Genomic DNA, 23,307 nt, shown 5'->3' with positions numbered 1-23,307 from the left:
ATGGTACTGCACTCGGGAGGGTGTGGGAGAGTAGGACGCCGCCGGACATTCTTGTGGTTGGTGGAGCGGGTGACGCTCCTGGAGTAGAACTCCCAACCCACCCGTTTCGGGGTGGTTGGTCGAGGTCCTCCGGGAGCATCACCCGCTCTCCTGCATTCCAGGACACACCCCGCCACCCCGGGCGAAGACGACCGCCCCCCGGGCACAACCCGGGCGGGTTCCCGAACAGGCCCCCTGGGCGGACATCCACGACGGAGAACCACACCCCGCGCACACCCGCCCGGACCCGCTCCCTGGCCCTGGCTGTCCCAGGCGGACCCAGCGGCGTTCTCCGGAGGCCTGGCCCCGGCTCGCCGGAACTTCACCGCACCGGACACACCAGCGCCGCGGAGGGCGCGCCCTGGGGACGAGCCTGCGGACCCGGGGTCCTCTCCGGAGAGTGCCCTTGTCTGCTGTCGACCGTCTCTTCCCGCAGGTGAGCCGCGGTCTGTGCACCCTGCCGGGCTCACCTGTGACACGCAGCATCGGGAGCATCGCTTCTCCGGTGAGTGCTGTCACGGTTCGTTCCAGAAGAGGACGGATCGGCCACCCCGTCCCGTACTTTGGATGCTGATCTAGGACTACAGCTGAACAGGGTGGCACACGTGGCGAACGAGAACGCCGGCGCAGACCGGAACGGGTCGCAGGACCGGGCACGCAACGGTTCGGACGACCGACGCTTCAGTGGTCGGGGCGAGGGCTCCGGCCGAGGTCGGCAGAACCGGGACGACCGGCGTTCGTACGGCGGCGGGAACGGTCGGCCCGATGACTCACGCAGCGAGCGCTCCGGTGGAGGCGAGCGCCGAGGCGGCTCCCGCCAGGAGGGCTACCGCGGGGGCAGGGAGGAACGGCAGCGCGATGGCGATCGTCGTCGCACGTCCTGGGACCGGCCGGCTCGGGACGCAGGATCATCTTCGGACGGCCGAGGCCGTGACCAGCGGTCGCAGCAGGGCCGGAGTTACGCGAGCCGTGACGACCGCCGCCCTCACGGGGACCGCGACGATCGCCGTTCCGGTGATCGGAGCCGGCCAGAGGGGCGCGGCTGGAACGGGCACCGCGACGGTGGATCCGCACGGCAGGACGACCGTCGCGACGGCTATCGCGGACGCGATGATCGCCCCTCCTTCGGAGGATCCCGAGCGGGCTCGGAGGATCGCCGCGGAGGCTACCAGCAGCGGGAGGAGCGACGTGACGCACGTCGGGACCGCGATGGTGGCCGGGGCGCCGGCCAGGGTCGGGATGATCGGCGCGGCGGATACCGGCAGCGCGACGACCGGTCCGGCGGATACCAGGGCCGCGACGATCGGCGGGGAGGCGGATACCAGGGGCGGGACGACCGTCAGCGTCGCGATGATCGGAGCGGCTATCAGCATCGCGATGATCGCCACGGCGGCTACCGGGAGCACGACGAGGGTCGTGGCGGGTATCGGGGCCGTGACGAGCACCAGCGTCGTGACGGGTACCAGGGGCGGGACGATCGCCGCGGCGGCTATCAGCATCGGGATGACCGGCGGGGCGCCCACCAGGATCGGGATGATCGGCGCGGCGGGTACCGGGGCCGGGATGACCGTCGTGACGACAGGCGCTCGGGGGAGCACCGCGGCGAGCGTCGGGACTCCGGTCACCAGGAGGCGTCGTACCGCGGGCATCAGCGTGACGATGCCCGGCGAGATGATCGCCGGGATGACCGCGGGCGCGGGTACCGGGACGACCGCCGCGGCGGCGACCGGCAGTGGCGTGAGCGCCGCCCGGCCGAGGAGCGGCACGGCGACGACCCGCGCAGCCGCAGCGGCCGCCCCTACCGGGGCCGCGACGAGGACCGCCGCGTCCGTTCCGACGATCGCAGCAGCCGGCCCGGACAGGAGCGTCGCGCCGAGCGCGGCGACGAGCCCGAGCTGCCGGACTGGATCACCGGCGACGAGCTGGATGACTCCTACCGTCAGGAGCTGCGCGCCCTGAGCAAGGACCAGGCCGAGCGCGTTGCCCGCCACCTCGTGGGTGCGCTCGTCACCGCCGAGGAGGACCAGACGGCCGCTCTGGCGCATGCCCGTTTCGCGGTGCGCCTGGGCGCCCGCGTGGGCATCGTGCGCGAGACCTACGGCGTCATCGCCTACCAGGCGGGCGACTACGCCACGGCCGTCCGCGAGCTGCGCACGGCGCTGCGGATCACCGGAAGCCCGGAGCTCCTCCCGATGCTCGCGGACGCCGAACGCGGTCTCGGCCGGCCCGAGCGAGCCCTCGACGTCGCCGCGCTCCCCGAGGCGGAGAAGCTGGGCAACCAGGGCACCATCGAGCTGATGATCGTCGTGGCCGGCGCCTACGCGGACACCGGCGACGTCGAGACGGCGCTCGCATCCCTCGAGATCCCCGCTCTGCGGGAGAAGGTCGATGGGAAGTGGCAGGTCCGTCTGTGGGTCGCGTACTCCGATCTGCTGCAGAAGGTCGGCCGCGCGGACGAGGCCCGCAAGTGGCTGTCCCTCGCGGCCGACGCCGACACCGAGCACCTCACCGACGCCGCGGAGCGCCTGGGACGCGCAGCCCCCGCCGTCGAGCCGAACCCGACCTGGTACGACGCCGAGGAGATGCACGTCGAGGACGCGTACGACGAGTACGCGGACGAGGACCAGGACACGGGCGGCGAGGCGGGCGAGGACGCCGATGCGGGCATGCCCGAGGAGATGACGGAGTCGGAGCAGGAGCCCCCCGCGGACGAGGACGGAGCCGGCGACGACGACGCCACCTGGGACGTCGAGGAGCATGCGGCGCCGACGAGCTCCGATGACACCGAGGTCTGGGACGATCCGTCTGACGCTGACGCTGACGCTGACGCTGACGCTGACGCTGACGCTGACGCTGACGCTGACGCTGACGCTGACGCTGACTCGTCCTCCGTGCTCGCGGCGGAGCAGGAGCAGGCGTGATCCGCCGGCCCCAGCCCAGCTACCTCGACCTCTACGACGCCCTCCTGCTGGATCTGGACGGCACCGTCATGCACGGGGCACGGCCGATCGAGCACGCCGCGGGCGGCATCCTGGCCGCCCGCGCCGCCGGGGCCGGGATCGGGTTCGTCACCAACAACGCCTCCCGCACCCCCCAGCAGGTCGTGGATCACCTGCGGCTCGTCGGCGTGGAGGCGTCGGCCGAGGAGATCGTGACCTCCCCGCAGATCGCCGCGCGACTGCTGGCGGAGCAGCTCGACCCCGGCGCGCGCGTGCTCGTCCTGGGGGCGGAGAGCCTCGCCTCGGAGGTCCGCGAGGTCGGCCTGTCCCCGGTGGCAGAGGACTCCGAGGACGTCGTCGCCGTCATCCAGGGCTGGGATCCGACGCTGGACTGGAGGAGGCTCGCGGAGGGCTGCTACGCGCTGCGTCGCGGCGCCCGATGGATGGCGACCAACACCGACGCGACCCTGCCCACCGAGCGGGGCATCGCCCCCGGGAACGGCTCGCTGGTCGCCGTGCTCCGTCACGCCACGGGCCTCGCCCCGCAGGTCGCCGGCAAGCCCGAGCCCGGCATGTTCCGTGGTGCCGCCCAGCGCCTGGGTTCCTCCCGGCCGCTCGCCGTGGGGGACCGGCTCGACACCGACATCGAAGGCGGCAACCGCGCCGGCATGGACAGCCTCATGGTCCTCACCGGCGTCGACTCCGGGATGAACGCGCTGCGCGCCGACCCGATCCGCCGCCCCACCTGGATCGAGCGGGATCTCTCGGCGCTCACCGGCCCGGCAGTGCGTCCCGTCGTCGAGGGAGAGCGTGCCCGCTGCGGCGCGGTCTGCGCCACCCTCCAGGACGGCGACATCCACCTGGGCGGGGAGGCCAGCGACATCCGCTCCCTGCGGGCCGCCCTCGCGCTCATCACCCACCACATGCCGGATGCGGCGTTCACCGGCGCGCTCCGCGACGCCGAGGGCCGCGAGCTCCCCGAGATCCCGACCCCGGCAGGGGACCAGGCCGCCCCGTGAGCACGCGTCGGCTCGATGTCGCGCTGCACGAGGACGGCTACGCCCGCTCGCGCACCCATGCCCGCCGGATCATCGAGGAGGGCCGGGCGCTCGTGGACGGCCGCGCGGCCGCGAAGCCGTCCCATCCGGTTCCCGAGGGCGCACGGATCGATGTGCGCGACGTGCCCGACGGCGTCGAGTACGCCTCCCGGGCCGCGCACAAGCTCGCGGGCGCCCTCGCACGCTCCGGCGTCGACCCCGCGGGGCTGCGCTGCCTGGATGCGGGCGCCTCGACCGGCGGGTTCACCGACATCCTCCTGCGCCGCGGTGCGTGCCGCGTCGTGGCCGTGGACATCGGCCACGACCAGCTGGCCGCGCACCTCCGTCAGGACCCGCGGGTCCAGGTGCACGACGGCACCAGCATCCGCGGCCTGCGCCCGGAGGCCGTCGGCGGCGCCGCGCAGCTGGTGGTCGCCGACCTGTCCTTCATCTCGCTGCGCACCGTGATCGGTGACCTCGCCGGTCTGTGCCGGGCCGACGGGCAGCTCCTCCTCATGGTCAAGCCCCAGTTCGAGGTCGGCCGGCACCGCCTGCCCCGCAGCGGAGTGGTCACCTCGCCGCAGGACCGCCTCAGCGCGCTGCGGGGCGTCGCCGATGCCGCGGCGGAGGCGGCGCTCGTCGTGCACGGCGCCGGACCCAGCCTCCTGCCGGGCCAGGACGGCAACCGGGAGTACTTCCTCCACCTGCGGCCCGCCGTCGTGCCGGGTCCGCCGACCCAGGTCGCCTATGACATGATCGACCAGGCGGTGCGCGAGTCGCTCGCGCCGCCGGCGACATCCGAGGGAGGCGAAGGCACCCGATGAGACGTTTCCTGCTGTACACGCACGCAGGGCGCGCCTCCGCGCTGCAGGCGCTGCGCTCCGTGCTGCGGCACATGGCCGAGCGCGGCGTCGGCGCGGTCATGATCGACGACCAGGTCGACGAGGTCTGCGCCGATGCCGAGGGCCACCTCCCGGCGGGCCTGGACCAGCTCGTGCGCGGCGACGGCGTCGAGGTGCGGGACGTCGCCCACGCGAGCGTCGGCGTGGAGCTGTGCATCGTCCTCGGCGGCGACGGGACGATCCTGCGCGCTCTCGAGGCGGTGCGACCCGATGACGTCCCCGTCCACGGCGTGAACCTCGGCCACGTCGGCTTCCTCGCCGAGAGCGAGGTCGAGGACCTGTCCACCACGATCGACCGCCTCCTGGACCGGGAGTACGAGATCGAGGAGAGGTCCACCCTCGACGTCACCGTCCGGGACCGCGACGACGTCGTGGTCGCGCAGCACTGGGCGCTGAACGAGGCCTCCCTCGAGAAGGCCGACCGGCAGAAGATGATCTACGTCGTCGTCGAGATCGACGGTCGCCCTGTGTCCTCCTTCGGCTGCGACGGGCTGCTGCTGTCCACCTCCACCGGCTCGACCGCCTACGCCTTCAGCGCCGGAGGCCCGATCATCTGGCCCGAGGTCGACTCCTTCCTCCTCGTGCCTCTGGCCGCGCACGCCCTCTTCGCCCGCCCCCTCGTGCTGGGCCGCTCGAGCGAGGCCGCCGTCGAGATGGCGATGGACAACCCCGTGGACGCCGTCCTCACCCTCGACGGGCGGCGCACCCAGACCGTCGAGCCCGGCATGCGCATCGAGGCCCGGCTGTCCCCCCGCTCCGTGCGCCTGGTGCGGCTCTCGCCCACCCCCTTCGCCGATCGCCTCGTGGAGAAGTTCCAGCTCCCCGTCGTCGGCTGGCGGGGGCGCGACGGCCGCGCCGTCTGAGGAGGACGAGATCCATGCTGTCCACCCTGCGGATCCGTCATATCGGCGTGATCGACGACGCGACCCTCGAGTTCGGGCCCGGCTTCACCGCCCTGACCGGCGAGACCGGCGCCGGGAAGACCATGATCGTCACCGGGCTGTCGATGCTGCTGGGCAACCGGCTGGACCGCGGACGCGCGGGGACGGCGAGCTCCGTCGACGGCGTCATCGCCATCGCCGGGCACACGACGCTCGCCGCCGGCATCGACGAGCTCGGCGCCGAGGTCGAGGACGAGGAGGTCCTCATCTCCCGGCGCGTGACCAAGGACGGCCGCTCCCGCGCCCACATCGGCGGGGTGCCCGTCCCCATCGGCACGCTCGCGGGCCTCGTGGGCTCCGCCGTGACCGTCCACGGACAGATGGATCAGCAGCGCCTGCGCGGTCCTGATCCGCAGCGGGAGGCGCTGGACACCTTCGCGATCAGCAGCATCGGCGGGCCCCTGCGCGCACATCGGGAGCTGTGGGAGGAGCGGCGCGCCCTCGTCGCCCAGCGCGACGAGCTCGCCCAGCTGCTGCAGGAGCGGACCCGCCGCGGCGAGCTGCTGCGCAGCGCTCTCGAGCAGATCGAGGCGGTCGATCCGCAGCCCGGCGAGGACGAGGAGCTGCGCGCCGAGCTCGAACGGCTCGGCCATGCGGTCGAGCTGCGCGGCGCCGCCCAGCAGTCCTCCCTCGCCCTGGTCGGGGACGACGGCCCCTCGGCCGCCTCCCTCATCGACCTCGCCGCGGGATCGGTGACGGCGGCCGCGCGCACGGACGCCGCCCTCGCCCCGCTCGCCGAGCGCCTCGAATCCACCCGGCTGGACATCTCCGACATCGCCGCGGACCTGTCCCGCTACGCCGATGACATCGACGCCTCTCCCGGGCGGCTCGACGCCGCGAACGAGCGCTTGCACGAGCTGACCCTGCTGCTGCGCGACACCGGGGCCGCGCTGCCCGGCGCCGTGGACATGACGAGCCTGCTCGAGGTGTCCGCGCGCGCGGCCGCCGACCTCGACCGCTACGACGGCGCCCAGGAGCGGCACGACGAGGTGCAGGAGCGGCTCGACGCCCTCGAATCCCGCCTCGACGAGGCCGCCGCTGCCCTCACCGCGGCCCGTCGCGAGGCCGCGGGCCGGCTCGCGGACGCCGTCGAGGAGGAGCTGCGGGAGCTCGAGATGCCGCAGGCCTCGATCCGCGTCGACGTCACCGAGCATGCTCCCCGCGAGCACGGCCGGGACGCCGTCGCGATCCTCATCGCCCCGCATCCCGGGGCCGAGCACCTGCCCGTGGCGACCTCCGCCTCCGGCGGCGAGCTCTCCCGGGTCATGCTCGCCCTCGAGGTCGCGCTCGCCTCCTCCCGCGAGGACCGCAGCGCCGCCCCCGTCTTCGTCTTCGACGAGATCGACGCCGGGATCGGCGGGAGGGCCGCGCTCGCCGTCGGGCAGCGTCTGGCCCAGCTCGCCCGCCATGCCCAGGTCATCGTCGTCACCCATCTGCCGCAGGTCGCGGCGCACGCGACCACGCACCTGCAGATCGTGAAGACCGCGGGGGAGGAGCGCACCAGCTCGACCGTCGAATCGCTCGACCGCGACGGCCGGATCCGCGAACTCGCCCGCATGCTCGCCGGGGACGACGGCTCCCGCACGGCCCGCGAGCACGCGGCCGAGCTGCTGGACCAGTCGCAGGCCACGGTGGCCGGATGAGCAGCCCTGAGCAGACGGCCGTCCACGGTCCGGCCCGGCTGGGTCGGCGCACCAAGGAGCTCACCGCCCGCCTCGAACCCGGCGACATCGCCGTCATCGACCACGAGGACATCGACCGGGTCGCCGCCGAGGCGCTCGTGGAGCGGTCTCCGCTCGCGGTGCTGAACGCCGCCGCGTCCACCTCCGGCAGATACCCCAACGCCGGCCCCCAGATCCTCGTGGACGCGGGCGTCATCCTCATCGACTCCCTGGGGCCGGAGCTGTTCGCCGTCATCCGCGAGGGCGCCCGTCTGACCCTGCACGGGGGCACCGTGGAGGTCGAGGGCGCCGGCTCCCTCGACGGCATGCTGCAGGATCATCGCAGCATCGAGCACAACCTCGAGGTCGCGCGCGAGGGGCTGTCGCGCCAGCTCGAGCTGTTCGCCGAGAACACCATGGAGTACATGCTCAAGGAGCGGGACCTGCTGCTGGACGGCGTGGGAGCGCCGGAGATCCGCACGGACATCGACGACCGCCCGGTCCTCATCGTGGTGCGCGGCTATCACTACAAGGAGGACCTCGTCACCCTTCGCCCGTTCCTGCGAGAGAACCGACCCGTGATCATCGGCGTCGACGGCGGCGCCGATGCCGTCATCGAGGCCGGATGGCGGCCCGACATCATCATCGGGGACATGGACTCGGTCTCCGACACGACGCTGCGGTGCGGCGCCGAGCTCATCGTCCACGCCTACCGCGACGGTCGTGCCCCCGGCATGGAGCGCCTCGCGCAGCTGGGCCTGGACCGGCGCGCCATCGCCTTCCCCGCCTACGGCACGAGCGAGGACATCGCGATGCTGCTGGCCGATGAGAAGGGCGCGAGCGTGATCGTGGCGGTGGGAACCCACGGCACCCTCGAGGAGTTCCTGGACAAGGGGCGCGCCGGGATGGGATCGACGTTCCTCACCCGGCTGCGGATCGGATCGAAGCTCGTGGACGCCAAGGGGGTCTCGCGGCTGTACCGTCAGCGGATCTCCACCCAGCAGCTCGCGCTGCTCGCCGTGGCCGGGGTGCTCGCGCTGGCCGCGGCGCTCTGGGCGACCCCCGGCGGGCAGACCCTGTTCCAGCTGCTGGGCGCCCGCATGGATGACATGCTGTCGGGGTTCACGGCGCTCTTCGCACCGCGGCCCGGCAGCTCGTAGGAGGCACTGCACGTGATCGATTTCCGCTACCACCTGGTCTCGCTGATCTCGGTGTTCATCGCGCTCGCGATCGGCATCGTGCTCGGCGCGGGCCCGCTGCGCGACAGCCTCGGCGACCAGCTGTCCGACCAGGTCGAGCAGCTGCGCACGGAGAAGGAGGAGATGCGGACCGCGAACGATGCGATGACCGTGGAGAACGACCAGCTCGCCGGGTACATCCAGGCCAGCGCCCCGCAGCTGCTGGACGCCACCCTCGAGGGCACCACCATCGCCCTGGTCACCGAGGAGGACTCGACCCGCAGCCAGGTCGACGCCGTCGAGGCGGACATCCTCGCCGCCGGCGGCCAGGTCGGGCCCCGCATCAGCCTGCAGTCGGCCCTGTGGTCCCCCGACGGCGCGGAGCAGCGCAGCGACGCCCTCGCACAGCTGCGCGGCATCGACCCCGCCCTCCTGGCCGAGGGAGAGGACGACATCGCCGTGCTCGGCGGGACCATCGCCGGGCTCCTGTCCGGCGACGCCGAGGAGGACGGCCCCGATGCGCAGACCCGTGCGGAGGCCTGGGAGGCGCTGCGCAGCAGTCAGCTCATCGCCCTGGACGGCGACCCCGCCCGGATCGACGCCGTCGCCTACCTGGGCGCCGAGCCTGCGGCGCTCGCGGTGGACACCGAGGACGCGGAGACCGCCGGGAAGCGGGCCCAGTCGCTGCTGACCATGCAGACCAGCCTCCTGCTGGGCCTGGTCGCCGCGGACACGCCGACCGTCGTCTCCGCCGTCACCACCGCGGACACCAGCAGCGACGGCATCCTCTCGACCGTCCGCACCGACTCCCGCTTCCGCAGCCTGTCCACGACCGACCGGCTCACGCAGGCCGATGGTCCTGTCCTGGCGGTCCTCGCCCTCGCCGAGCAGCTGCGCGGCGGCGTGGGCGACTACGGCACCGCCTCCGACGCCGACTCGCGTCTGCCCGAGGTCGACCGCGCCGCACCCCTCCCCGGGCAGAGCGCCGATGCCGGGGGAGCAGGCACGGCGCCCGAGCCCTCCGACGGGGGCGAGGGATGAGCGTGCTGCATCGGGTGCGCGAGGAGCTCGCACGCCGCAACTTCGCCGGACGCCGCGTCAGCCTCGTCGAGGGCGCTGCGGTCGTCGCGGGCTCGACCCTGCTGCTGGTCGTGGCGGGGCATCGCCGCGAGGCGCTCATGATCGGCGGGATCGGAGCCCTCGGTCTGGTCGACGACCTCGTCGAGCCGCACCGTCGCCGCGAGGGCGGCGCCGCGGCCAAGGGGCTGCGCGGACATCTGCGCGCCCTCGCCGCGGGGGAGATCACCACCGGCGCCCTCAAGGCCTTCGGCATCCCCGTGATCGCTCTGGCCGGGACCCGGTCGGGCCCGGGCCCGGTGGGGATGCGGCTGCTGGACGGCGCCCTGGTGGCCGGCAGCGCCAACCTCGTCAACCTCCTGGACCTGCGTCCCGGACGCGCGCTGAAGGCGGTGCTGCCGCTGGCGGGGGCGCTGGTGCTGATCGGCCCGCGCGCGGGGGAGGCAGGGGATGCCCGGAGGACGCTCGCCGGGGCCGCGCTCCTCACCGGCCTCGCAGCGCTCCCCGCGGACCTGCGCGAGCGCGGCATGCTCGGCGACGCCGGGGCGAACACGCTCGGCGCCCTGCTCGGGGCCTCCGCGGCGCAGGCGCTGCCCGTCCCGGCCCGGTTCGGGACCCTGGGCGTCGTCGCCGGTCTCACCCTCGCGAGCGAGCGGATCAGCTTCTCCCGCGTCATCGAGTCCCAGCCCCTGCTGCGGCGCCTCGACGGGCTCGGGCGGCGCCCGCTCCCGCCGGCGGACGTGAGCGCCCCGTGAGCGCTCCGGGAGGCACCGTCGGCGGGACCCTGCTGCGCGGCGCCGGTGTGGTCCTCGTGGTCACCGTCCTCGCGCGCATCGCCGGCTTCGTGCGCAGCCTCGTCTTCGGCGCGAGCGTCGGGGCCGGCGAGGTCGGCACCGCCTACGCGAGCGCCAACCAGCTCCCGAACGTGCTGTTCGAGGTGGTCGCCGGAGGGGCGCTCGCCGCCGTGGTCGTGCCTCTCGTGGCAGGCCTCGTCCCGGAGCAGGGCGAGCGCACCCGCGGCGGGGACCGCGCCGAGGGCGAGCGCACCGCCGATCAGATCATCTCCGCGCTGCTGTGCTGGACCCTGCTGCTCATGCTGCCGCTGACCCTCGTCCTGGTGCGCTTCGCCGAGCCGATCGCCCGGATCCTGCTCGCCGGCGGCGAGGGCAGCGAGCCGATGATCGTGCTCGGCGGGCAGCTGCTGCGGATCTTCGCCGTCCAGCTGCCCCTGTACGGGATCGCGGTGATCCTCGGCGCGTACCTGCAGGCGCGCCGTCGCTTCTTCTGGCCCGCCCTGCTGCCCCTGCTGTCCTCGGTCGTGGTCATGGCGGCGTACCGGGTCTACGCGCTCGTCGTCCCCGGCGTCGTGTCCGCCGCGACCGTCGGCCCGGTCGGCACGCAGCTGCTGGGGTGGGGCACGACCGCCGGGGTGCTCGCCATGGCGCTGCCGGTCGTGATCGTCGCCCACCGGGCCGGGCTGCGACTGCGGCCCACGCTCCGCATGCCGACCGGCACCGCCCGCACCGCCCTCGCGCTCGCCGTCTCCGGCCTCGGTGCGGTCGGGGCCCAGCAGCTCGCCCTCGCGCTGATCCTGCTGCTGTCGATGCGCGCGGGAGGCACCGGGACCCTCGTCGTGTTCCAGTACGGCTACGCCGTGTTCATGCTCCCCTTCGCGGTGCTCGTCGTGCCGCTCATGACTGCGAGCTTCCCGCATCTGTCCGAGCAGCGTCTGACCGGGGACACCTGGGGGTTCGCCCGCAGCGCGACCTCCGCGGTGAGGATCGTCGCCGGGGTCGCGATCGTCGGCGCCGCGGTGCTGATCGCCGCGGCCCCCGCGATCGAGGTCTTCTTCCAGCAGCTCGACCGGGCGGGAGCGGCCGGCGTCGGGGCGACGGTCGCGGCCCTCGGCCTGGGCCTGGTCGGCTACGCGGTGACCATGCAGTGCACCCGTATCCTGTCCGCGGCCGTCCGGGCGCGCGACGCCCTGCTGGTCGGATCGATCGGATGGGTGATCGCCGCGGTGCTCGTCCTCCTGCTCGCCCTGTCCTCGCCCACCCGACGTGCGGCGGAGGCCTCGACCGGATTCGGCTTCTCGATCGCGATCGGCATGCTCTGCGCGGGCATCATCGGGATCTCCCGGATCGGCGAGCTCATCGAGGCCAGCGGCCAGCAGAAGGCGCTGCGCCGGATCGTCCTGGTGGCGCCGCTCGCCCTCCTCGGCGGCGCGGTCCCGGGATACCTCGTGAGCATCCTGCTGCTGCAGGCCGGGCTGGGCCTGCCGCTCATCGTGCTGATCGGCGTCCTCTCGGGATCGGTCGCCGCGATCCTGTCCGGCGGAGTCCTCGCCGCGAGCTCGCCCTCCCAGGCGCGCAGCGCCCTGCGCGGGGCGCGACGCCGTCTCGCCGCCCTGCTGCCGGGAGCGCGGGCGTGACGGGCAGCGCGGCAGGGAAGGGCGCGTCGGCGCTGCGGATTCTGCTGGTCGAGCCGACCGCGACCGGGGGCCTCGCCGCGCATGTGCGCATGGAGGAGGAGCTGCTCCGCGCGGCGGGAGCGGAGGTGCGCCGGGCCGATGTCGCGATCCCCTCGCGCCCCGGCCCCCGGGACCTCCGCACCCTGTGCGCGCTGCGCCGCCTGCTGCGGGACCCGTCGGCGCCGATCGATGCGGTGCATGCCCACGGCCTGCGCGCCGCCGCCCTCGCGGGCCTCGCCCGGGGCCCGCGCGGACGTGCTCCGCGTCTGGTCGTCACCCTCCACAACCGGATCGCGGGCGGAAGGGCGGTGCAGCGGATCGGCAGGATCCTGGAGCGGATCATCCGGGCGCGCGCCGATGCCGTGCTGCTCGTCTCCCCGGACCTGGGCACGCGCCTGGCCGGGGTTCCCCGGATCCTCCGTGCCGTGGTCCCCGCCCCCCGCCCGGGGGCGCTCGTGCCCGCGAGCGGCCCTGCTCCTGCCGGGGAGCCCGGAGCCCCGCTGTCCGTGCTCGTCGTCGCCCGACTGGCCCCGCAGAAGGGGCTCGACGTGCTCCTCGACGCGGTCGCACGGCTCCGGGAGGACGGCGTCCCGCTCGACGTCCGGATCGCCGGCGACGGGCCCGAGGAGGCGGCGCTGCGAACCCGGATCCGCGAGGACGGGCTGCCGGTGACGCTCCTGGGCCGCCGCCAGGACGTCCCCGGGCTGCTGGCCGGCGCGGACCTCGTGGTCTCCGCCGCCCGCTGGGAGGGCCAGCCCGTGTTCCTCCAGGAGGCGCTGCGCGCAGGGCGCCCCCTCGTGGCCACCGACGCGGGCGGCACCGCGCTCGTCACCGGCGACGCCGCCGTGCTCGTGCCGCCCTCGGATCCGGAGGCCCTGGCCGCTGCGATCGCCGGCATGTGCGATCCGGCCGTCCGCGCGGAGGCGGCAGGGCGCTCCCTGCGCCGCGCCGCCGCGCTGCCGGGCTCCGCGGAGATGACCGCCCAGCTCCTGGACGTCCTGGACCCGCGCCGATGCGGCGACCCGGACCCGGCGAGCGGCGAGGCATGAGAGATGATGCACCGTGACGCGTCCCGTCCGCGGCGGCGTGTCCTGTTCGCGGCCCCCGACGCGATGGTAGGTTGAGAATCCGTGGCAGACAGCAACGCGAAGTCCCCCCGTCCCGCCCGCGCCCCGCAGCCTCTCGCGGCGGCACAAGGCCCCGGAACCAAGCCGTTCCGCAACCCCGGCACCACCAAGCACATCTTCGTCACCGGCGGAGTGGTCTCGAGCCTGGGCAAGGGGCTGACCGCGTCCTCGCTCGGCATGCTCCTGCGCAGCCGCGGCCTCTCCGTCACGATGCAGAAGCTGGACCCGTACCTCAACGTGGACCCCGGCACGATGAACCCCTTCCAGCACGGCGAGGTCTTCGTGACCGAGGACGGCGCGGAGACCGACCTCGACATCGGCCACTACGAGCGCTTCCTGGACGAGAACCTCTCCGCGCACGCGAACGTGACCACCGGCCAGGTCTACTCCCACGTGATCGCGAAGGAGCGCCGCGGCGAGTACCTCGGCGACACCGTCCAGGTCATCCCGCACATCACCGGGGAGATCAAGGAGCGGATGCGCTCTCAGGCCGGTGAGGGCGTGGACGTGATCATCACGGAGATCGGCGGGACCGTCGGCGACATCGAGTCCCAGCCCTTCCTCGAGGCGGCGCGCCAGGTCCGGCAGGATGTGGGGCGCGACAACGTGTTCTTCATCCACGTGTCGCTGGTCCCGTTCATCGGCCCCTCGCAGGAGCTCAAGACCAAGCCGACCCAGCACTCGGTGGCGGCGCTGCGCAGCATCGGCATCCAGCCCGACGCGATCGTGCTGCGCGCCGATCGCGAGCTGCCGGCCTCGACGAAGCAGAAGATCTCCTCGATGTGCGACGTCGACCTCGACGCCGTCGTCGTCTGCCCCGATGCGCCCTCGATCTACGACATCCCGCACGTCCTGCACGCCGAGGGCCTGGACGCCTATGCGATCCGTCGCCTGGACCTGCTGAGCCACGATGTCGACTGGACCCTGTGGGACTCCCTGCTCCAGCGGGTGCACCATCCCGAGTACGAGGTCACCGTGGGCCTCGTGGGCAAGTACATCGACCTGCCCGACGCGTACCTCTCCGTCACGGAGGCGCTGCGCGCCGGCGGCTTCCACCACGCCACGCGCGTGAACATCCGCTGGATCCCCGCGGACGACTGCGCGACTCCGGAGGGAGCCCATGCGGCGCTGCGCGACGTCGACGCGATCGTCGTCCCCGGCGGCTTCGGGATCCGGGGTCTGGACGGGAAGATCGGCGCCCTGCGGTACACCCGCGAGAAGGGCATCCCGACCCTCGGCATCTGCCTGGGCATGCAGTCGATGGTCATCGAGTACGCCCGGGACGTGCTGGGCCTGGCCGATGCGAGCTCCACCGAGTTCGAGCCCGGGACCGCGCATCCGGTGATCGCGACCATGGCGGAGCAGGAGAGCATCGTCGCCGGCTCCGGCGACATGGGCGGCACCATGCGCCTGGGCTCCTACGACCACCAGCTCGAGGCCGGCAGCCTCGCCGCGGAGATCTACGGCGGAACCCTCGTCGCGGAGCGTCACCGGCACCGCTACGAGGTCAACAACGCCTACCGGACGCAGCTCGAGGAGGCCGGACTGGTCATCTCCGGCGTGTCGGCGGACCGCAGCCTCGTCGAGTTCGTCGAGCTGCCCACCGAGGTGCACCCGTACTACATCGGCACCCAGGCCCATCCCGAGCTCAAGTCCCGCCCCACCCGTTCGCATCCGCTGTTCGCGGGGCTCATCGGGGCGGCGCTCGAGGCGCAGAAGGCGACGCGGCTGCTCGAGGTCGCCGGCGCGGAGGTCCCGCCGGCGGACCCGGAGGCCTGAGCCGATGGCCCGGGACGCGCAGGTGCTGCGGGACGAGCCGGGGCGGCGGCCCGTCGCCGCGTCCTCGACCGTGTTCGACGGTGCCATCTTCGACGTGGTGCGCGAGAGCGTCGACTTCACGCCCGAGGTCCGCTTCGTGCGCGAGTACATGCGTCACTGCGGCGCGGTCGCGGTCCTGGCCCTCGAGGAGCGCGAGGGGATCGACCACGTGCTCCTGATCCGCCAGTACCGGCATCCGGCCGGGGCACAGCTGTGGGAGATCCCGGCGGGGCTGCTCGACGTCGCGGGGGAGGAGCCGTCCCTCGCGGCCGCCCGTGAGCTCGCGGAGGAGACCGGACGCACCGCGGGATCGCTGACCCCGCTGCTGACCCTGCGGCCCAGCCCCGGCGGGTCCGACGAGGTCATCCACGTGTTCCTGGCCATGCAGCTCGCCGTGCTCGAGGACGACGCCTACGTCCGCACGGACGAGGAGGCCGAGATCCTCACCCGCTGGGTGCCGCTGGATGAGGCGGCCGCGGCCGCTCTGGCGGGAGAGATCACCAACGCCACCGCCGTCGCGGCGATCCTCGCAGCCCGCGCCCGCCGCGGCTGAGCCCGCGGCCGATCCCGGTCCGCAGACTCAGGCCCGGCGGGCGAGGACCTCTCCGACGATCTCCGCCTGCCACGGACGGGCTCCCAGGTCCCGCAGCTGCTCGGCGATGCGCTCGGGCCCCTCCGCGGCGAGGCGCGCGGGATCCGCCGACTCGGGATGCTGCCACACCCAGGTGCGCAGCACTCCCGGGGTCAGCAGGTTCTCCGTGGGCAGATGCAGCTCCTCGGCCTGCTCGCCGACGATCTCGCGCAGCGGCAGATATCGCTCCCACACCTCCGGGAACTTCTTGGCCCACAGCTTGTGCGCCGGGGGGTCCGAGGGTTCCGCCCGCGCCGGGAGATGGCTGGCCGGCAGCTCCACGCCGGAGCGGGCCGCCTTCCACCAGATGTCCTTCTTGCGCAGCTGCGCGGGCAGCGCCGCGTCGAAGGCCGCCTTGCCCTGGGGAGCCGCCTTCGCCGCCGCCACGATCGCGCGGTCCTTGATCACGAGGTGCGGCGAGAGGTCCTCGTGCCGCGCGATCTGGTCGCGGCGCTCCCACATGGCCCGGGCCGCGGCCATCTGCCGGGTACTGCGCAGCACCCCGACGCCTCGCATCGCACGCCACGGCTCCGCCGGACGAGCGGGGAGCGTTCGGGTGCGCAGGTGCTCGAACTCCTCGCGCGCCCAGCGGGTCTTGCCCTCCGCGGCCAGCCGCCTCGCGAGCACATCGCGGACCTCGACGAGGACCTCGACATCGAGGGCGGCGTAGGTCAGCCAGCTCGCAGGCAGCGGCCTGCGCGACCAGTCCGCGGCCGAATGCTCCTTGGCGAGCACGAGGCCCTGCGTGTCCTCGACGACCGCGCCGAGGCTCACCCGCTCCATCCCCAGCAGGCGGGCGGCGAGCTCGGTGTCGAACAGGACATCCGGGCGCAGATCCAGCTCCGCGAGGCTCGGCAGGTCCTGCGTCGCGGCGTGCAGGATCCATTCACGGCCCTGCAGGGTGCGCCGCAGCGTCTCGGGGATCGTGAAGGCGACCGGATCGATCAGCGCCGTGCCCGCGCTCGCGGTGCGCAGCTGGATCAGGTAGGCCCGGGCGCTGTAGCGGTAGCTCGAGGCACGCTCCACATCGACGGCGACCGGCTCCTCGGAGGCGGCCGCGGCCGCCTCGCACCAGCTCAGCAGGGGCTGGATGCGGTCGATCACCGGGGTGAGCCCGTCCCGGGGCTCGCTCAGCCGGCGGTGCCCGCGCTCGGGGGCTTCTGCTGCGGTCACAGGGGGTCTGCTCCATCCTGGCGCGGTGCGCTCGCGCGGTGCGTGGTGCGCAGGGCGGCGACCTCCGGCGGCGCCGGAGGGAGACCTCCGGCCGCGGCCAGCATCGCGGCCCAGGCGGCGAGGTGCGGCCCCAGATCCTCCCCGGCGGGGGTCCAGGACACGCGCATCTCGACATCGACGGTCGAGGGACGCTCGGCGAGCGCCCCGTAGGACTGGGAGACCACCCGGGTGGCGGTGCAGCCCAGCTCGAGCGCTCCCGCGTCATGCAGCTCGAGGGACTCGGTCACCCAGCTCCAGGCGACGTCCCCGAGCATCGACTCGATCGCGAACTCGGGTTCGAGCTGCGCCTGCACGAGCACGACCATGCGGTAGGTGCCCTTCCAGGCATCCTGTCCGGCCGGGTCGTGGAGGACGACGATGCGGCCCGCAGCCAGCTCCTCGCCGTGCAGGACGACCTCCCCGGTCGCCGCCCAGGCGTGGGGGGCCATGCGCGAGGGGGCAGGGATCTCCTCCCAGTGCAGCTCCGGGCGGAGCCTGGCACCCTGCATGGCGGCGATCGAGGCCCGGAAGGACTCGTCGCCGGCGCGGAATCGATGCACGGACACGCGGCGAGGCTATCGCCGCCCGGCTGCGCGCCCCGGCAGGCGCGCCGGAGGCGGACCTGTGGCCCAGGACTCGCCGCGCCCGGCGCGCCCGATCAGGCGGTGTGCCGCAGCGCGATCGAGTTGATGCAGAACCGCTCGTCGGTCGGCGTGGCGAAACCCTCGCCCTCGAAGACGTGGCCCAGATGCGAGCCGCAGCGGGCACAGCGGACCTCGACGCGGCGCATGCCCAGGGACGTGTCCTCCAGCAGCTCCACCGCGTCGGAATCCTGGGGCGCCCAGAAGGCGGGCCAGCCGCAGTGCGCGTCGAACTGCTCGGCGGCGGTGAACAGGGCCGCTCCGCATGCCCGGCACTCGTAGGTCCCCGCGGGGCGGACCTCCTCGTACTCGCCGGTGAAGGCGCGCTCGGTCCCTCCTTCGCGGAGCACGTGGTACTCCGCCGGGCTCAGCCGCTCGCGCCATTCCTGCGCGGACAGGGCCACGGGGTAGTCGCCCTCGCCGATCCTCATGCTGCTCATCGTCGTCCTCCTGCCGGGACCGGGCGCGGCTGCAGATGCAGCACGGCGGCGTCCAGATCGTCCTCGAGCTCATGGGCCCATTCATCGGCGGCCTGCGCGCCGCCCGCGCCGTCGCTGAACAGGACCACGGCCTGGCTGCGGCAGCCGTCGGCGAGGTGACGCCGGACGGCATCGAGCGGGGACTGGGTGCATTCGGCGACGTCGACCAGGCAGCCGACGGAGGTGAAGGCGCGCCGGGCGGCGTCGAGGATGCCGCTCCCCTCATGGCCTGCGCGGCAGGTGCCGGCGAGGTCGCGGGCAGGGTCGGTGGGGACGACGATCCGGACCACCGGCGGGGCCGGGTCCGCATCGGGGTCCATGTCCGGCGCGAGCCCCAGGTACTCCAGGGCCCCCATGGCGTCCGCCGCGCTGAGCGGTGCACCGGCCAGGACGATGAACGAGCTGTGCATGGAGGTGATCCTACGCCGATCGATAGACTCCGGGGCATGATGCGAGCCACGTCCACGAACCGCATGGTCACCTCGAGGAATCCGCGGAGCGGATGGGCTCGGGCCGGTGCGGTCGGGGCGATCTGCGCGGGCGGAGCGTTCCTCGCGAGCGCGGGGGCGCTCGCGCTCGGCGCCCGGGTCATGGCGCGACTGCCGCTCGTGCCCAGCCAGTCGATCCGGCAGCGGCCCGACATCCCGGTGCGGGCGGTCCATGCCGACCGGGTCCACCTCGACGAGACCCCGGAGACCGCGCGCGGAGGCTATCTGTCGCTGCGCCAGCAGGGAGGCGCGGTGCACTGGCGGCTCGGGCCGGTCAGCGGACGGCCCACCCCGACCACCGTCTCCCGGCCCGTGATCGGCCGGGACACCGACCTCGATCTCGAGGTGGGGCGCGCCTCCTCGAACGGGTTCTTCTGGGCGGGGAGCCCACGCACCGCCCATGGCCTTCCCCTGGAGGAGGTCGAGGTCGCCTCGCCCGTCGGGCCGATGCCGGCCTGGCTGGTGCGGTCTCCGGATCCCGCGGGAACGGCGGGGGAGACGTCGCGGACGTGGGCGATCCTCGTGCACGGGCATGGAGCGACCCGCGGGGAGGCGCTGCGAGCGATCCCGCTGCTGCATGCCCTGGGGATCACGACGCTGACGATCACCTACCGCAACGACACCGGCGCCTCCGACTCCGCGGATCGCATGCACCACCTGGGCGTCGCGGAGTGGGAGGACGCGGAGGCCGCGATCGAGCACGCGCTCGCGGCGGGCGCTCAGCGACTGGTCCTGATGGGCTGGTCGATGGGCGGCGGGATCGTGCTGCGCACCTCGGTGCTCTCCGCGCACCGGGAGCAGATCGCCGCCCTGGTGCTGGACTCCCCGGCCGTGGACTGGCGGGACATCCTGATCTATCACGCGACCGCGCTGAAGGCCCCGGCGCCCATGAAGAAGCTGGCGCTGTGGATGATGAGCTCTCCTGCCGGTGCCCGTCTGGTCCGCCTGCACGAGCCGATCGCGCTGGACGAGATGCGGCCGGAGTTCTACGCGCGCACGCTCGCGCACCGGACGCTGCTGCTGCATGCGATGGACGACACGACCGTCCCGCCCGGCCCCTCGCGCCGCCTCGCCGATCTGCGCCCCGACCTGGTCGACTTCGTGCCCTTCCCTGGCGCGTCCCATACGCGGGAATGGAACCGGGACCCGCAGCGGTGGGAGCGCACCGTGGCCGCGCATCTGGCGGAGGTGCTCGAGCTGGGAGTGGACGTCGACACGCTCCCGCTGCCGGTGCGCGCTCCGGGGGCACCGGCACAGGAGGGATCCATCGGCCTGCGCCTGTGAGGAGCGCGGCTCAGGCCCGCCGGTAGCGGGTCAGGGTCGCCTCCTCGCCGACCAGCAGCGACGAGAGCTCCCACCGCTGCGCGTGGCCGATGCCGTCGAGCACGCGCGGGGACGGACCGCCGACGGTGCGGTGGGTGACCGAGAAGCAGAGCTCGTCCAGGATGCCTCTCGCGGCGAGCTGGCCCAGCACGCTGGGCCCGCCCTCCGCCTGGATCGCCCGCATCCCGAGGCCGGCGAGCGCCGCGACCGCCTCGGGAGCGTCCTCGGCCACGAGCACCTGCGCGGGCGGCACGATGCCGCGTGCCGCGATCGTCTCCCGATGCTGCGCGGGCACGAGCAGGTAGGTGGGCCAGTCGGCCTCGACCGTCGCCGGCAGGTCTCCGCTGCGGGTGAGGATCGCGAGGGCCGGCCGGCTCGCGCCGCCCGGCCGGCGGGACGGGAGCAGCAGGTCCTCCCTCCCCTGGGGGCGACGGTAGTCCTCCTCCCGGACCGTGCGGGCGCCGACGAGGATCACGTCGCACAGCGCCCGCAGCACGGAGAAGAGGAAGGAGTCGGTGGGGTTGCGCAGCGAGCCGCTGATCCCGTCGGCCCCGGCGATCGCCCCGTCGACGGTCGTGTTCATCATGGCGCGCACATGGATCCGGTCCGGCGGCGGGGCGTAGAGCTCGGCGAGCTGCCGGGCGCCGTCGGCGCCGGGCCCGATCACGACCGGTGCGGGCAGCGGCGCCCCGTCCTTCCACAGCAGATGCATGCGCGTGCCTCCTCGGTCTGGCGGGGGAGCGCCCGCACGGACGGGTCCGGGGGCGGGACGCCGTGGATGCGGCGCCGGTCACCCGATCATCCCCCATCGAGGCCGGCGCATCGGCGCGGCCGGGTCGAGCCCTAGACTGAGCCGCGTGAGAGATGCGCTGTGCACCCGCAGTCCTGCCCCGAGCCTCGAGCGCCTGCTGAGCGATCTGGTCCCCCCGCCCCGCTTCGCGCAGGCGCGGCTGGAGAACTATGTGCCCGATCCCCGGTTCCCCTCCCAGGAGGAGGCCAAGCAGCGGATCGGCGCGTTCGCGGCGGGGCTCGGCCGCAGCGGCGGCGGGGGCCTGTTCTCGCGTCTGCGGCGCAGCCGGCCGGCCGCCGCCCGGGGTCTCTATCTCGACGGAGGCTTCGGCGTCGGCAAGACGCATCTGCTCACCTCGCTGTTCCATGTGGCTCCCGGGCACCGCGTCTACGGCACCTTCGTCGAGTACACGAACCTCGTGGGCGCCCTCGGCTTCGCGCGCGCCGTCGATGTGCTCGCCTCCTCGAGCCTGCTGGCGATCGACGAGTTCGAGCTCGACGATCCCGGGGACACGCTGCTGATGACGCGGCTGATCCGGGAGCTGTCCGACCGCGGCGTCGCGATCGTCGCGACCTCCAACACGCTGCCGGAGGCCCTGGGGGAGGGACGCTTCGCCGCCCAGGACTTCCTGCGGGAGATCCAGTCGATGTCCGAGCGCTTCGAGGTGCTCCGCATCGACGGCGAGGACTACCGGCGCCGCGGCGCGAGCATCGAGGTGCCGGAGCTGGACGAGCAGACCGTCCGCGCCCACGCCCAGGCCGATCCGGGCGCGACCCTCGACGATTTCGAGGAGCTGCTCGCGCACCTCACCCGCGTCCACCCCTCCCGCTACGGCGCGATGATCGACGGGATCGACAGCGTGCACCTGACCGGGGTGCGGACCGTCGGGCACCACCACGACGCGCTGCGCCTGGTCGTGCTGATCGACCGGCTCTACGATCGGGAGGTGCCCGTCCTCGCCTCCGGGGAGGACCTCGCCCGGCTGTACACGCCGGAGCTGCTCGCGAGCGGCTACCGCAAGAAGTACTTCCGCTCCCTGTCGCGGATCGGCTCGCTCGCCCGGGACGGCGCCTCCCTGCTCGAGACGGCCGGCGGCGAGGAGAGGGTCTCGCGCGCTCCGGCGCCTACAGCTGCTCCCTCCACAGCGACACCAGGACCTTCCCGCTGATCGCGCTGTCGCGGGCCACGTCGAAGGCCCGCCGCGCCTCGGAGGCGTCCACGACATGGGTGATGACCTGCGCGAGCTCGGGGTGACGGGCCAGCAGCGCGACCGCGTCGGTGATCTCCTCGTCGAAGCGGAAGGTCCCGCGGTACTGCGCCTCCTTGTTCACGAGCGGTCCCAGGTTCACGGGGATCGGCTCATCGGGCAGGATCCCGACCTGCACGACGATCCCCGCGCGCCGCACTGCGGCGATGCAGGTGCTCACGGACGGGGCGACGGCCGCGCACTCGAAGGCGACGTCGACGCTGTCCGCCGTCACGGGCGCGAGGTCGATCTGCACGGTCTCGTCGGCGCCGAGGGCCCGCGCCCGCTCGAGCGGCCCGGGCAGCAGATCGCTCACCACGATGCGCGCGGCGCCGGCGGCGCGGGCAGCCGCGAGGGTCAGCAGCCCGATCGGCCCGGCCCCGGAGACCAGCACCGACCGGCCCTCCAGGTCCCCGGCGATCGCGACCGCGTGCATCGCCACCCCGAGCGGCTCCGCGAGCGCGGCCGTCTCGAGGCTCAGCCCTGCGGGCAGCTCCCGGATCTGGTCCGCGCGCACCAGGATCTGCTCGACCATGCCGCCGTGGGTGTGCGGGCTGGTCGAGGCCGAGCCCAGGTAGGAGCCGCCGGGCAGCAGGTGACGGCCCACGTCCTCGAGACCGGCCTCCGCGCGGCCCCAGGTCGCGGGATGGATGGTGACCGGGGTCCCCGGGGCGAGCCGGCCCGCGGGGTCGAGGTCCACCACGCCCGAGACCTCGTGCCCGGGGATCATCGGTTCCCGGATCTCGTAGACCCCGTTGCGGCCGTGGAAGAAGTAGTGCAGGTCGCTGCCGCAGATCCCCGCGTAGGCCAGGCGCACCCGGACCTGGCCCGCCGCCGGCTCCGGGAGCGGCACCTCCTGCTCGCGCAGGTCCTCCGGTCCGTGGATGTACAGCGCCTTCATGCGGGTCTCCTCCGTCCTGGCCGTCCCGGGCGGAGCGGCGACCCGAGTCTAGAGCGATCCCGGCTGCGACGGTGCGGGGGATCATCCCAGAGGGAGCCATGCGCACGACTGCCGCCGGGCCCGCGGACCTGTCCGACGGCGAGCTCTGGTCCGCTCTGCCTCGGCGCCCCTCCACCCGCGAGCAGGCCCAGCAGCCCCGTCGAGATCCCGGGGCATGGCGGCTGCTCGGCGCAGGGGACGATCCGTCGCGCGGCGAGGGACCTCCGCTCGTCCACGAGATCCGTCGGGGATACCCCGCGCTGCCCGCCGTCGACGGAGCACCGGTGTCGGACCCGCGGATCGAGGCCCTGCGACGGGCTCTCCCGCTGCGCTTCCGCATCGTGCGGAGCTCCCGCTGAGCGTGGGGT

General features: G+C 73.8%; 22 protein-coding genes. 15 read left to right on the top strand and 7 right to left on the bottom strand.

Annotated elements, in window-relative coordinates:
* Positions 1–947: 947 nt before the first annotated feature.
* Positions 948–2,084, bottom strand: a complete 1,137-nt coding sequence (locus ACFFF6_RS15830; protein WP_376982455.1) for a hypothetical protein — start codon at positions 2,082–2,084, stop codon at positions 948–950.
* Here ACFFF6_RS15830 and ACFFF6_RS15825 point away from each other — a divergent pair.
* The 12 genes from ACFFF6_RS15825 (at position 2,034) to ACFFF6_RS15770 (ending at position 15,742) form a co-directional block, all read left to right on the top strand.
* The gene (locus ACFFF6_RS15825) at positions 2,034–2,960 is read left to right on the top strand and encodes a tetratricopeptide repeat protein (RefSeq protein WP_376982454.1); all 927 of its coding nucleotides are present in this window, start codon (positions 2,034–2,036) and stop codon (positions 2,958–2,960) included. The genes ACFFF6_RS15830 and ACFFF6_RS15825 overlap by 51 nt on opposite strands.
* Complete coding sequence (locus tag ACFFF6_RS15820; RefSeq protein ID WP_376982453.1) at positions 2,957–3,997, top strand: HAD-IIA family hydrolase; 1,041 nt, start codon at positions 2,957–2,959, stop codon at positions 3,995–3,997. The genes ACFFF6_RS15825 and ACFFF6_RS15820 overlap by 4 nt, the downstream gene beginning before the upstream one ends.
* Entirely contained in the window at positions 3,994–4,839 is an 846-nt protein-coding gene (locus ACFFF6_RS15815) for a TlyA family RNA methyltransferase (protein WP_376982452.1), read from the top strand. The genes ACFFF6_RS15820 and ACFFF6_RS15815 overlap by 4 nt, the downstream gene beginning before the upstream one ends.
* Complete coding sequence (locus ACFFF6_RS15810) at positions 4,836–5,780, top strand: NAD kinase (protein WP_376982451.1); 945 nt, start codon at positions 4,836–4,838, stop codon at positions 5,778–5,780. The genes ACFFF6_RS15815 and ACFFF6_RS15810 overlap by 4 nt, the downstream gene beginning before the upstream one ends.
* A gap of 14 nt (positions 5,781–5,794) precedes the next feature.
* On the top strand, positions 5,795–7,501 hold the full coding sequence (gene recN / locus ACFFF6_RS15805; RefSeq protein WP_376982450.1) for a DNA repair protein RecN: 1,707 nt from the start codon (positions 5,795–5,797) through the stop codon (positions 7,499–7,501).
* Positions 7,498–8,679, top strand: coding sequence for a putative cytokinetic ring protein SteA (gene steA, locus ACFFF6_RS15800; protein ID WP_376982449.1), 1,182 nt, complete (start codon positions 7,498–7,500; stop codon positions 8,677–8,679). Before recN ends, steA begins: the two co-directional genes overlap by 4 nt.
* A gap of 12 nt (positions 8,680–8,691) precedes the next feature.
* Positions 8,692–9,738 carry a copper transporter gene (locus ACFFF6_RS15795; protein ID WP_376982448.1) on the top strand — a complete coding sequence of 349 codons (1,047 nt, stop codon included), beginning with the start codon at positions 8,692–8,694 and terminating at the stop codon, positions 9,736–9,738.
* Positions 9,735–10,529, top strand: coding sequence for a hypothetical protein (locus ACFFF6_RS15790; RefSeq protein ID WP_376982447.1), 795 nt, complete (start codon positions 9,735–9,737; stop codon positions 10,527–10,529). The genes ACFFF6_RS15795 and ACFFF6_RS15790 overlap by 4 nt, the downstream gene beginning before the upstream one ends.
* Entirely contained in the window at positions 10,526–12,205 is a 1,680-nt protein-coding gene (gene murJ / locus ACFFF6_RS15785; RefSeq protein WP_376982446.1) for a murein biosynthesis integral membrane protein MurJ, read from the top strand. Before ACFFF6_RS15790 ends, murJ begins: the two co-directional genes overlap by 4 nt.
* Entirely contained in the window at positions 12,202–13,293 is a 1,092-nt protein-coding gene (locus tag ACFFF6_RS15780) for a glycosyltransferase family 4 protein (RefSeq protein WP_376982445.1), read from the top strand. Before murJ ends, ACFFF6_RS15780 begins: the two co-directional genes overlap by 4 nt.
* 192 nt (positions 13,294–13,485) lie before the next feature.
* A complete protein-coding gene (gene pyrG / locus ACFFF6_RS15775; protein WP_376982459.1) occupies positions 13,486–15,150 on the top strand; it encodes a CTP synthase in 1,665 nt (554 codons plus the stop codon).
* 4 nt (positions 15,151–15,154) lie between these two features.
* Positions 15,155–15,742 carry an NUDIX domain-containing protein gene (locus ACFFF6_RS15770; protein WP_376982444.1) on the top strand — a complete coding sequence of 196 codons (588 nt, stop codon included), beginning with the start codon at positions 15,155–15,157 and terminating at the stop codon, positions 15,740–15,742.
* Positions 15,743–15,769: 27 nt separating this feature from the next.
* Here ACFFF6_RS15770 and ACFFF6_RS15765 read toward each other — a convergent pair whose 3' ends face one another.
* The 4 genes from ACFFF6_RS15765 to ACFFF6_RS15750 all read right to left on the bottom strand — a co-directional run bounded on the left by ACFFF6_RS15765 (position 15,770) and on the right by ACFFF6_RS15750 (position 18,562).
* A complete protein-coding gene (locus ACFFF6_RS15765) occupies positions 15,770–16,993 on the bottom strand; it encodes an HRDC domain-containing protein (RefSeq protein ID WP_376982443.1) in 1,224 nt (407 codons plus the stop codon).
* Complete coding sequence (locus ACFFF6_RS15760; RefSeq protein ID WP_376982441.1) at positions 16,990–17,598, bottom strand: DUF3000 domain-containing protein; 609 nt, start codon at positions 17,596–17,598, stop codon at positions 16,990–16,992. Before ACFFF6_RS15760 ends, ACFFF6_RS15765 begins: the two co-directional genes overlap by 4 nt.
* Before the next feature lie 92 nt (positions 17,599–17,690).
* The gene (msrB, locus tag ACFFF6_RS15755) at positions 17,691–18,113 is read right to left on the bottom strand and encodes a peptide-methionine (R)-S-oxide reductase MsrB (protein ID WP_376982439.1); all 423 of its coding nucleotides are present in this window, start codon (positions 18,111–18,113) and stop codon (positions 17,691–17,693) included.
* Positions 18,110–18,562 (bottom strand): hypothetical protein, encoded by a 453-nt coding sequence (locus ACFFF6_RS15750; protein WP_376982437.1) that lies wholly within the window; start codon positions 18,560–18,562, stop codon positions 18,110–18,112. The genes msrB and ACFFF6_RS15750 overlap by 4 nt, the downstream gene beginning before the upstream one ends.
* A 36-nt stretch (positions 18,563–18,598) precedes the next feature.
* Here ACFFF6_RS15750 and ACFFF6_RS15745 point away from each other — a divergent pair, with 36 nt between their 5' ends.
* Positions 18,599–19,924 carry an alpha/beta hydrolase family protein gene (locus ACFFF6_RS15745; protein WP_376982435.1) on the top strand — a complete coding sequence of 442 codons (1,326 nt, stop codon included), beginning with the start codon at positions 18,599–18,601 and terminating at the stop codon, positions 19,922–19,924.
* Between the two features lie 10 nt (positions 19,925–19,934).
* Here ACFFF6_RS15745 and ACFFF6_RS15740 read toward each other — a convergent pair whose 3' ends face one another.
* Entirely contained in the window at positions 19,935–20,675 is a 741-nt protein-coding gene (locus ACFFF6_RS15740) for a dihydrofolate reductase family protein (RefSeq protein ID WP_376982433.1), read from the bottom strand.
* 145 nt (positions 20,676–20,820) lie between these two features.
* On the opposite strand from ACFFF6_RS15740, the gene zapE reads away from it, so the two are divergent.
* Positions 20,821–21,921 (top strand): cell division protein ZapE, encoded by a 1,101-nt coding sequence (gene zapE, locus ACFFF6_RS15735; protein WP_376982431.1) that lies wholly within the window; start codon positions 20,821–20,823, stop codon positions 21,919–21,921.
* Here zapE and ACFFF6_RS15730 read toward each other — a convergent pair.
* Positions 21,878–22,900: an L-idonate 5-dehydrogenase gene (locus ACFFF6_RS15730; protein ID WP_376982429.1), complete on the bottom strand. Its 1,023-nt coding sequence runs from the start codon at positions 22,898–22,900 to the stop codon at positions 21,878–21,880. The two genes, zapE and ACFFF6_RS15730, sit on opposite strands and share 44 nt — an antisense overlap.
* A gap of 98 nt (positions 22,901–22,998) precedes the next feature.
* On the opposite strand from ACFFF6_RS15730, the gene ACFFF6_RS15725 reads away from it, so the two are divergent.
* Entirely contained in the window at positions 22,999–23,298 is a 300-nt protein-coding gene (locus ACFFF6_RS15725; protein ID WP_376982427.1) for a hypothetical protein, read from the top strand.
* Positions 23,299–23,307: the final 9 nt, after the last annotated feature.

The sequence above is a fragment of the Brachybacterium hainanense genome (assembly GCF_042434575.1).
GTDB classification, from domain to species: domain Bacteria; phylum Actinomycetota; class Actinomycetes; order Actinomycetales; family Dermabacteraceae; genus Brachybacterium; species Brachybacterium hainanense.
This window is presented reverse-complemented; position numbering and strand designations above follow the sequence as displayed.

What these genes read in the sequence shown, in the direction of transcription:
- ACFFF6_RS15830 (WP_376982455.1), bottom strand. Translation starts at nt 2,084, where the DNA reads ATGCGCCAGAGCGGCCGTCTGGTCCTCCTCGGCGGTGACGAGCGCACC.
- ACFFF6_RS15810 (WP_376982451.1), top strand. Translation starts at nt 4,836, where the DNA reads ATGAGACGTTTCCTGCTGTACACGCACGCAGGGCGCGCCTCCGCGCTG.
- recN (WP_376982450.1), top strand. Translation starts at nt 5,795, where the DNA reads ATGCTGTCCACCCTGCGGATCCGTCATATCGGCGTGATCGACGACGCG.
- steA (WP_376982449.1), top strand. Translation starts at nt 7,498, where the DNA reads ATGAGCAGCCCTGAGCAGACGGCCGTCCACGGTCCGGCCCGGCTGGGT.
- ACFFF6_RS15790 (WP_376982447.1), top strand. Translation starts at nt 9,735, where the DNA reads ATGAGCGTGCTGCATCGGGTGCGCGAGGAGCTCGCACGCCGCAACTTC.
- ACFFF6_RS15770 (WP_376982444.1), top strand. Translation starts at nt 15,155, where the DNA reads ATGGCCCGGGACGCGCAGGTGCTGCGGGACGAGCCGGGGCGGCGGCCC.
- msrB (WP_376982439.1), bottom strand. Translation starts at nt 18,113, where the DNA reads ATGAGCAGCATGAGGATCGGCGAGGGCGACTACCCCGTGGCCCTGTCC.
- ACFFF6_RS15750 (WP_376982437.1), bottom strand. Translation starts at nt 18,562, where the DNA reads ATGCACAGCTCGTTCATCGTCCTGGCCGGTGCACCGCTCAGCGCGGCG.
- ACFFF6_RS15745 (WP_376982435.1), top strand. Translation starts at nt 18,599, where the DNA reads ATGATGCGAGCCACGTCCACGAACCGCATGGTCACCTCGAGGAATCCG.
- ACFFF6_RS15740 (WP_376982433.1), bottom strand. Translation starts at nt 20,675, where the DNA reads ATGCATCTGCTGTGGAAGGACGGGGCGCCGCTGCCCGCACCGGTCGTG.
- ACFFF6_RS15730 (WP_376982429.1), bottom strand. Translation starts at nt 22,900, where the DNA reads ATGAAGGCGCTGTACATCCACGGACCGGAGGACCTGCGCGAGCAGGAG.
- ACFFF6_RS15725 (WP_376982427.1), top strand. Translation starts at nt 22,999, where the DNA reads ATGCGCACGACTGCCGCCGGGCCCGCGGACCTGTCCGACGGCGAGCTC.